Origin of the sequence: Segatella salivae DSM 15606, from assembly GCF_000185845.1 — a bacterium.
GTDB lineage: Bacteria > Bacteroidota > Bacteroidia > Bacteroidales > Bacteroidaceae > Prevotella > Prevotella salivae.
Map to the genome: position 1 here is coordinate 712,416 of NZ_GL629647.1, position 7,998 is coordinate 720,413.

Sequence of the window (7,998 nt, forward strand, 5' to 3'; positions counted from 1 at the left end):
CCTAACGAAGCTGGATCAATCTGACGAACATCAAACGCACGAATACTATTAAACCAACGTCCATTATATTCGTGGGCATCGATATCGAAAGAAACATTTACCTCTTGTCCAATTTGTATATTGAAACGTTGCAAGCGCTCATCACCAAACACACTGAACACCATCTTATGAGGGAAATTCTCATGCGTTTCGATAACAAAATCCTGCGCTTTCCATTCGCCACGAGCAGAAGTTCCCGAGCGAGCGGGCAATGCTGCAATAACCTTTCCTTGTAAATCCATAGTTTATTTTATATTATTTTCAATGATTCTTAAACTAAAAATCGTGTTTTTGTTTTTACACTTGATTTTGCGAAATTACTAAAATAGTTCTAATAAATGAAACATTTTATGTCTTTTTTTGTTTTACACAAGGGTTTTTAGTATTTTTGTCTCTACAAAAAACGTAAGTGGAATAATAACTATTAAAGAAAGATACTAATGAGATTTACATTATCCAGCAGCGCTCTTAACGCTCGCCTTCAATCACTTGCCAAGGTAATCAACAGCAAAAATTCACTACCTATACTCGATAGTTTCCTCTTCGAAGTAAGCAATAGTGGATTAAAGATTACAGCATCAGACAATGAGAATGTCATGACTTCGCTTGTGCCACTCAGTGAGTGTGACGGAGAAGGAAGCTTTGCTGTGCCCAATCGTACGATTCTTGACGCCGTAAAAGAGCTTCCAGAACAACCTCTTCAATTCGAAGTTGATATAGAAGCCCTCACCATCAAGATTCTTTATCAGAATGGTATGTATAACTTCACGGCACAAAATGCTGACGAATATCCTCACACACAAGCTGTTCCTGATGGTGCACACGTGATAACAATGGCTTCAAACTCATTGATTAATAACATCACACGCTCACTTTTTGCCACAGCAACAGACGAACTTCGTCCTGTGATGAATGGCATATACTTTGACCTTACACCCGATTATCTGGCCATTGTAGCCACAGATGGTCATAAGCTTGTACGCAATCAAGACTATACAGTGAAAAGTGACACTCCGGCTTCATTTATCCTTCCCAAGAAACCAGCTACACTTTTGAAAAATGTTTTGAGTAAAGACGATAGTGATGTTGTTATCAAGTTTGACGACCGCACTACCGAAATACGCTTTGCAGAAGGTCAGCTCTGTTGTCGACTCATTGAAGGCAACTATCCCAACTACAATAGTGTGATTCCTGAAAACCCACACAACATGAGTATAGACCGTAAGAGTCTTATCGGAGCTTTACGCCGTGTACTCCCATTTGCAAGTGAAAGCAGTCAATTAGTTCGCTTCCGCATTGAATCAGGTAAACTCGAAGTGTCTTCTGAAGACATTGATTTTGCAACCAGTGCAAAGGAACAAATCGTTTGTGACTATAATGGTCCACAAATGAGTATTGGCTTTAAGGGAAGCTCTTTACAAGAGATTCTGAACAATCTTGATTGTGATGAAGTAAACTTCCAATTGGCAGACCCAAGCCGTGCAGGTGTTATTGTGCCTACCGAACAACCTGAAAATGTTAATGTTCTGATGTTGATCATGCCTATGTTGCTCAACGATTAAGGAACGACAACACATAAATAAGAAATGAAATTAAATCTGAAAAAGCCCCTTGTAGTCTTCGACCTCGAGACTACAGGGCTTGATATTGTAAACGATCGCATCATACAGCTTTCGTTCATAAAGGTCTATCCTGATGGAAAAGAAGAGCGTGGAGACCATCTTATCAATCCAGGAAGGCACATTCCTGAGATGATTACCGAACTAACAGGCATTGATGACGAGAAAGTTAAGGATGCACCCAGCTTCAAACAGATATCAACAACATTGGCCGAAACGTTCAAAGGATGTGACTTTGCAGGCTTTAACTCCAATCGTTTTGACGTACCAATGCTCGCCGAAGAATTCTTGCGTGCAGGCATAGACTTCGACTTCTCTAAATGCCGACTCATAGATGCACAAGCCATCTTCCACAAGATGGAAAGAAGAAATCTGGCAGCTGCCTACAAGTTTTATTGTGGAAGGAAGATGGAAGAAGACTTTGAGGCTCACCGAGCAGACCAAGATACTGAAGCAACCTATCGGGTATTGATGGGTGAATTGGATATGTATTCTAAAGAACAACAGGACGAAGACGAGCGTATTCTACCGAATGATATGGACTTCTTGGCCGAGTTTTCCAAACAAAACGACAATGTTGACTTTGCAGGACGCATGATTTGGGCACCTATCACAGATAAAGAAGGGAAACCTTTAACCGATAAAGATGGAAAGCCTCAACTGCAAGAAGTATTCAACTTTGGTAAATACAAGGACTATCCTGTGGCAGAAGTCTTGAAGAAAGACCCAGGATATTATTCTTGGATGTTGGGAGCCGACTTTCCAAACAACACAAAACAGGTGCTGACGCGCATTCGGCTTCGTGAATTTAACAAGCACTCATGCTAAAAGGAAAGAAGATAGTACTCGGCATAACAGGGTCGATAGCGGCCTATAAATCATGCCTCATCATCCGTGAACTCATCAAACATGAGGCTGAAGTACAGGTGGTCATCACCCCATCAGGCAAAGAATTTATCACCCCGATAACGCTTTCGGCATTAACGCACAAACCCGTTATCAGTGAGTTCTTTGCCCAGCGTGATGGCACCTGGCACTCTCATGTAGATTTGGGATTGTGGGCAGATGCTATGCTCATAGCCCCTTGCACGGCAAGTTCACTCGGCAAGATGGCACACGGCATTGCCGACAACATGCTCATCACCACCTATCTCAGCATGAAAGCCCCCATATTTATAGCCCCAGCAATGGACCTTGATATGTATCAACACCCTTCTACACAGGCCAACCTTCAACAACTGAAATCCTATGGCAATCATATCATAGCGCCTACAAGTGGCTTTCTGGCCAGTGGACTTGAGGGAAAAGGCCGAATGGAAGAACCCAAAAAGATTGTAGAAAGCCTTGAACACTTCTTCAACTCAACCCATGACCTGTCGGGAAAGCATATCATGATTACGGCAGGTCCCACGTATGAAAAGATTGACCCCGTGAGATTCATTGGCAATTATTCAAGCGGAAAGATGGGATTTGCCTTGGCTGAGGAATGCTATCAACGTGGTGCGGAAGTAACATTGATTAGTGGTCCCGTGAATCTTCATTGTTCTCAAGGCATCAATAGAATAGATGTGGAGAGTTGTGAAGAGATGTATGAGCAGGCTATAAAGGCCTTTCCACATCAGAATGCGGCCATTTTGTGTGCGGCAGTAGCCGATTTCAAACCTGGAAACGTGGCAGAAACAAAGATTAAACGTGAGAAAGACGATTTGATTCTACAGCTAAAACCCACACAAGACATTGCATCTGAACTTGGGAAAATGAAGACCTCCAACCAGCATATCGTTGCTTTTGCACTCGAAACCAACAATGAAGAGCAAAATGCCAAGCACAAGTTGACGAAGAAAAATGCGGATTTCATTGTGCTAAACTCTACACGCAACCCTGGAACCACATTCAAAAGTGATGAAAATCAGATTACGATTATCCATCAAAAAGGGAAAAAAGAATATGCCAAGAAACCTAAAACGGATGTTGCCAAAGATATTATTAACGAGTTGGCTAATCTTTTATAGCTGGCCACTCATGGCTCAAGAGCTACAAGCTGTCGTAAATATCAACCACACCCAAATACAAGGTACAAACAATGCGATATTCGACAACTTGCAAAACACCCTTACCCAGTTTCTCAATGATAGAAAATGGACCGACCTCCAGTTTCAAAAGAATGAGCGGATAGCGTGCAGTTTTAATATCACGGTGAATAAATACGATCAACAGAACAATACCTTCAATTGTAAAGCCATTATACAAGCCAACCGACCTGTATTCAATTCAACATACACCACAGTGCTTTATAGCAACACCGACAATAACTTTGACTTCGAATATGCTGAGTTTGCGCAATTAGAGTTCAACAAAGAACACATCAACAATCAGCTCACGGCCTTATGCGCCTACTATGCCTATCTCATCATTGGAATCAACTTAGACAGCTTTTCGCCTATGGGAGGAACTGACATACTCCAGCAATGCCTCAACATAGCCAACAATGCACAGGGGTTAAACTTTGCAGGATGGAAGAGTTTTGACGACGACCGAAATCGGTTTGCGGTAATCAATGCCTATACTGATGAGAAATTAAGTCCTTTCCGAACACTCCAATATGATTATTATCGAAAGGGATTAGACCAAATGGCCACAAATCCAGAGAAAGCACGAGTGAATATCACCACTGCCCTCGAAGAAAACTTATGGAAGGCGCATGAAAACAGACCGCTGAGCAGACTCCCCCAACTATGGACCGATTATAAAAAAGATGAACTTGCCAACATCTATCAAGGTCATGGCACACAAAAAGAGAAAGAACGAATCTATGACATACTCTTCACACTCAATGCCAGCCTAAACGAAAGCTGGGAGAGAATAAAACAATAAATCAAGAATATGCTGAAACAATTATACATCAAAAATTTCACACTAATAGACGAACTCAATATCTCTTTTGATAGTGGATTCTCTGTCATTACTGGTGAAACGGGAGCCGGGAAAAGCATTATTCTCGGAGCCATCAACCTACTATTAGGACAGCGTGCAGACACAAAGGTCATCAAAGCCGAAAAAGATAAATGTATCATCGAAGCGCATTTCAACCTCAAAAACTATGACTTAGGCGCTTTCTTCCAAGAGAATGATATCGACTATGACCCTGAGGATTGCATCTTAAGGCGGGAAATCAATAAAAATGGGAAAAGCCGAGCCTTTATCAACGACATTCCCGTGCAGCTAACCCTTATAAAAACTCTGGGGGAAAGGCTTATCGACATCCATAGTCAACACCAAAATCTGCTTCTACAAAAAGAAAACTTCCAACTCAATGTGGTTGACATCATTGCTCACGACGAGAAAGAAAGAAATGAATATCAAATAAGTTTCAAAGCCTATCGGAAAGCACTCAGCGAACTCAAACTTCTTGAAGACAATCTTGCACAAAGCAAAGAGAATGAAGACTTCATGCGGTTTCAATTCAACGAGTTAGACAAAGCACAACTCAAACCCGACGAGCAAGAGAGCATTGAACAAGAAACTGAACAACTCTCACACGCCGAAGAAATCAAAACCTCATTCTATGAAGCCGACAGCCTGCTTGCCGGAGACGAGCAAGGTGCAGTTGAACAAGTCAAGCAAGCCTCAAACTTACTGCATGCCATCGGCAAATTTTCACCCGATGCACGTGAGTTAGCTCAACGACTTGACAATTGTCACATCGAACTTAAAGACATCGCACAGGAGATTAGCCGAACAACTGAACACATTGACTTTGACCCAGCTCAACTCGATAAACTCAATGCACGCCTTGACACCATCTACATGCTACAACAAAAATTCCGCGTCTCTACCATCGACGAACTCCTTCAACTAAGAAACGAACTCGAAACCAAGCTCGCTAACATTGATAATGCCGATGACCTGCTTGAAGAAACACGAACAAAAGTCGCCAAGCTTGAAGGCGAATGCCGCAAGAAAGCCCAGATGCTAACTCAGAAACGTGAGAAAGCTGCCCGACAAGCCGAAAAAGAAATGGCAAACAGGCTCATTCCCTTAGGCATTCCAAATGTGAGATTTCAAATACAACTCACTGTCAAAGAACTCTCCGAAGATGGGCAGGACAAAACAGCCTTCCTCTTCAGCGCCAACAAAAGCACACCCCTACAACCCATTAGCGAGGTGGCCTCAGGAGGCGAGATTGCACGCGTCATGCTCTCTATAAAAGCCATGATCAGTGGAGCCGTAAAACTCCCCACCATCATCTTCGATGAGATTGACACCGGAGTGAGCGGACGAGTGGCCGAGATGATGGCACAAATCATGCAAGAAATGGGACAAAACCATCGACAGGTCATCAGCATCACCCACTTGCCACAGATTGCGGCCTTAGGTTCAGCCCATTATAAAGTATCTAAAGAAGAAACCAAAGACGGAACCACGAGTCACATGCAAAGACTCACCGACAACGAGAGAATACAAGAGATTGCGCAAATGCTCAGCGGAACCAAGGTTTCAGCCGAAGCCATCAGCAATGCAAAAGCACTGCTCAACAAAGCTTGACACTAACTCTCCTCTATACATCATAAAACCATTCAAAATGAAAAAGACTATCTTATCCTTCATGCTCCTCATCTTCACCATTGGAGCATTTGCACAGAACGCTTCCATGCAGAAAACTGCCAAGGCCGTGTTCACACTCACCACATTCAATAAAGACGGAAGCCTCAAAGCATCCTCACACGGCATCTTCGTGTCTGCCGACGGACAGGCCGTCAGCACATGGGCACCCTTCAGCGGAGCCGACCACGCCATTGTCATCGATGCGCAAGGCAAACAACACACCGTCGAAACCATCATCGGCGCAAACGAACTCTATGATGTCTGCAAATTCACCATTAGCGGAACCACTCAACCCGCCCCCATTGCCGAAAACCAAACAACAGGAAAAGCCTTTCTCGTGGGCTATGGCAATCCTAAAGCCAGCATCAAAGCCCTCAACATCCAAAAAGTAGAGAAGTTCATGGGCCAATACAACTACTACATCTTCTCTCAAGACACCCCCGAGAACATGAACGGATGCCCCTTTGTCAATGAGCGAGCACAAGTCATCGGACTCCTACAACACGGCAAACAAGGAGAGGTATATGCCACCGACGTGAGATTGGCCAACAGCCTCAAAGCAAATGCCTTCTCTATCAACGACCCCGTGTTGCGCACCTGCGCTATACGCACTGCCCTGCCCGAAAAACAGGATGAAGCCTTGCTCACCATGATGATGACTGGCGAAACCACCGACTCACTCAAGCGAGAAGCATATATCGACGACTTCATCAAACGCTTCCCCACCGCCACCGAAGGATATTCAACAAAGGCCATGAGCTATGTCAATGCAGGAAAATATGCCGAAGCCGACAAGATGATGCAGACAGCCATCGAGCGTGCCACCAAGAAAGACGAGGCCCACTCTGAATACGCCAAGGTCATTCTGCAAAAGCAAATCTATCATCCCGACAACTCCTATCCCGCATGGACACTCGACAAAGCCCTTGAAGAGGCTCAAAAAGCCGAAAACATCAACCCCTTAGACGTGTATCGTCACCAACAGGCACAAATCATCTATGCACAAAAGAAATACCAACAGGCCTACGACCGCTTTATGGCGCTCACCAAAAGTCCCATTCGCAATGGAGAATTCTTCTATGAAGCGGCCCAGTGCAAAACAATGCTCAAAGCACCACAAACCGAAATCATGGCCCTACTCGACAGTGCAGTAGCCGCCTGCCCCCAACCGCTCACCTCCGTAGCGGCTCCCTATGTGCTGGCACGCGGCATGGCCCTTGACAGCCAAGAACAATATCGAGCAGCACTGAAAGACTACAATCTCTACGACTCGCTCATGCAAGGACGCCCACTCACCTCAGACTTCTACTACATGCGCTATAAGTGTGAGAACAAAACACGTCAATATCTACAAGCGCTCAACGACATCGCCCGCGCCATCATCCTCACCCCCGACGAGCCCACCTATTATGCCGAAATGGCCTCGCTCAGCCTTCGCGTGAAACATCTTGAAGATGCCGAAAAAGCCGCCCAGCGCTGCACAGAACTCGCCCCCGAATATCCCGACGGCCACCTGCTACTTGGCATTGCCCAACTCGAACTTGGCAAGAAAGAAACAGCCCGTTTATCATTGCTAAAGGCCAAAGAATTGGGTGACAAACGGGCCGATGAGTATCTTAAACGAATCAAATAAAAATGAAACTAAAAAGGGTGCAGCGCTGTTATCTCAACAGCGCTGCACCACCACTTTAGACTTAGGAGTATTTATGACGATACCTATTGTATAACTACGCCG

General features: G+C 44.3%; 7 protein-coding genes. 6 read left to right on the forward strand and 1 reads right to left on the reverse strand.

Annotated features, from left to right (window positions below):
• Positions 1-281 (reverse strand): DUF3127 domain-containing protein (locus HMPREF9420_RS14560; protein WP_007133944.1); only part of this gene is annotated, 281 nt, incomplete at its 3' end.
• Positions 282-479: 198 nt separating this feature from the next.
• On the opposite strand from HMPREF9420_RS14560, the gene dnaN reads away from it, so the two are divergent.
• From dnaN to HMPREF9420_RS03030, 6 genes are read left to right on the forward strand one after another with little or no spacing between them, the layout of a single operon-like run.
• A complete protein-coding gene (gene dnaN, locus HMPREF9420_RS03005; protein ID WP_007133945.1) occupies positions 480-1,601 on the forward strand; it encodes a DNA polymerase III subunit beta in 1,122 nt (373 codons plus the stop codon).
• Between the two features lie 24 nt (positions 1,602-1,625).
• Positions 1,626-2,486: a 3'-5' exonuclease gene (locus HMPREF9420_RS03010; protein ID WP_007133946.1), complete on the forward strand. Its 861-nt coding sequence runs from the start codon at positions 1,626-1,628 to the stop codon at positions 2,484-2,486.
• Complete coding sequence (coaBC, locus tag HMPREF9420_RS03015) at positions 2,480-3,670, forward strand: bifunctional phosphopantothenoylcysteine decarboxylase/phosphopantothenate--cysteine ligase CoaBC (RefSeq protein ID WP_007133947.1); 1,191 nt, start codon at positions 2,480-2,482, stop codon at positions 3,668-3,670. Before HMPREF9420_RS03010 ends, coaBC begins: the two co-directional genes overlap by 7 nt.
• On the forward strand, positions 3,627-4,532 hold the full coding sequence (gene porD, locus HMPREF9420_RS03020; RefSeq protein ID WP_007133948.1) for a type IX secretion system protein PorD: 906 nt from the start codon (positions 3,627-3,629) through the stop codon (positions 4,530-4,532). The genes coaBC and porD overlap by 44 nt, the downstream gene beginning before the upstream one ends.
• 9 nt (positions 4,533-4,541) lie before the next feature.
• The gene (gene recN / locus HMPREF9420_RS03025; protein ID WP_007133949.1) at positions 4,542-6,203 is read left to right on the forward strand and encodes a DNA repair protein RecN; all 1,662 of its coding nucleotides are present in this window, start codon (positions 4,542-4,544) and stop codon (positions 6,201-6,203) included.
• Between the two features lie 37 nt (positions 6,204-6,240).
• Positions 6,241-7,896, forward strand: a complete 1,656-nt coding sequence (locus tag HMPREF9420_RS03030) for a tetratricopeptide repeat protein (RefSeq protein ID WP_044078720.1) — start codon at positions 6,241-6,243, stop codon at positions 7,894-7,896.
• The last annotated feature ends 102 nt before the right edge of the window (positions 7,897-7,998 follow it).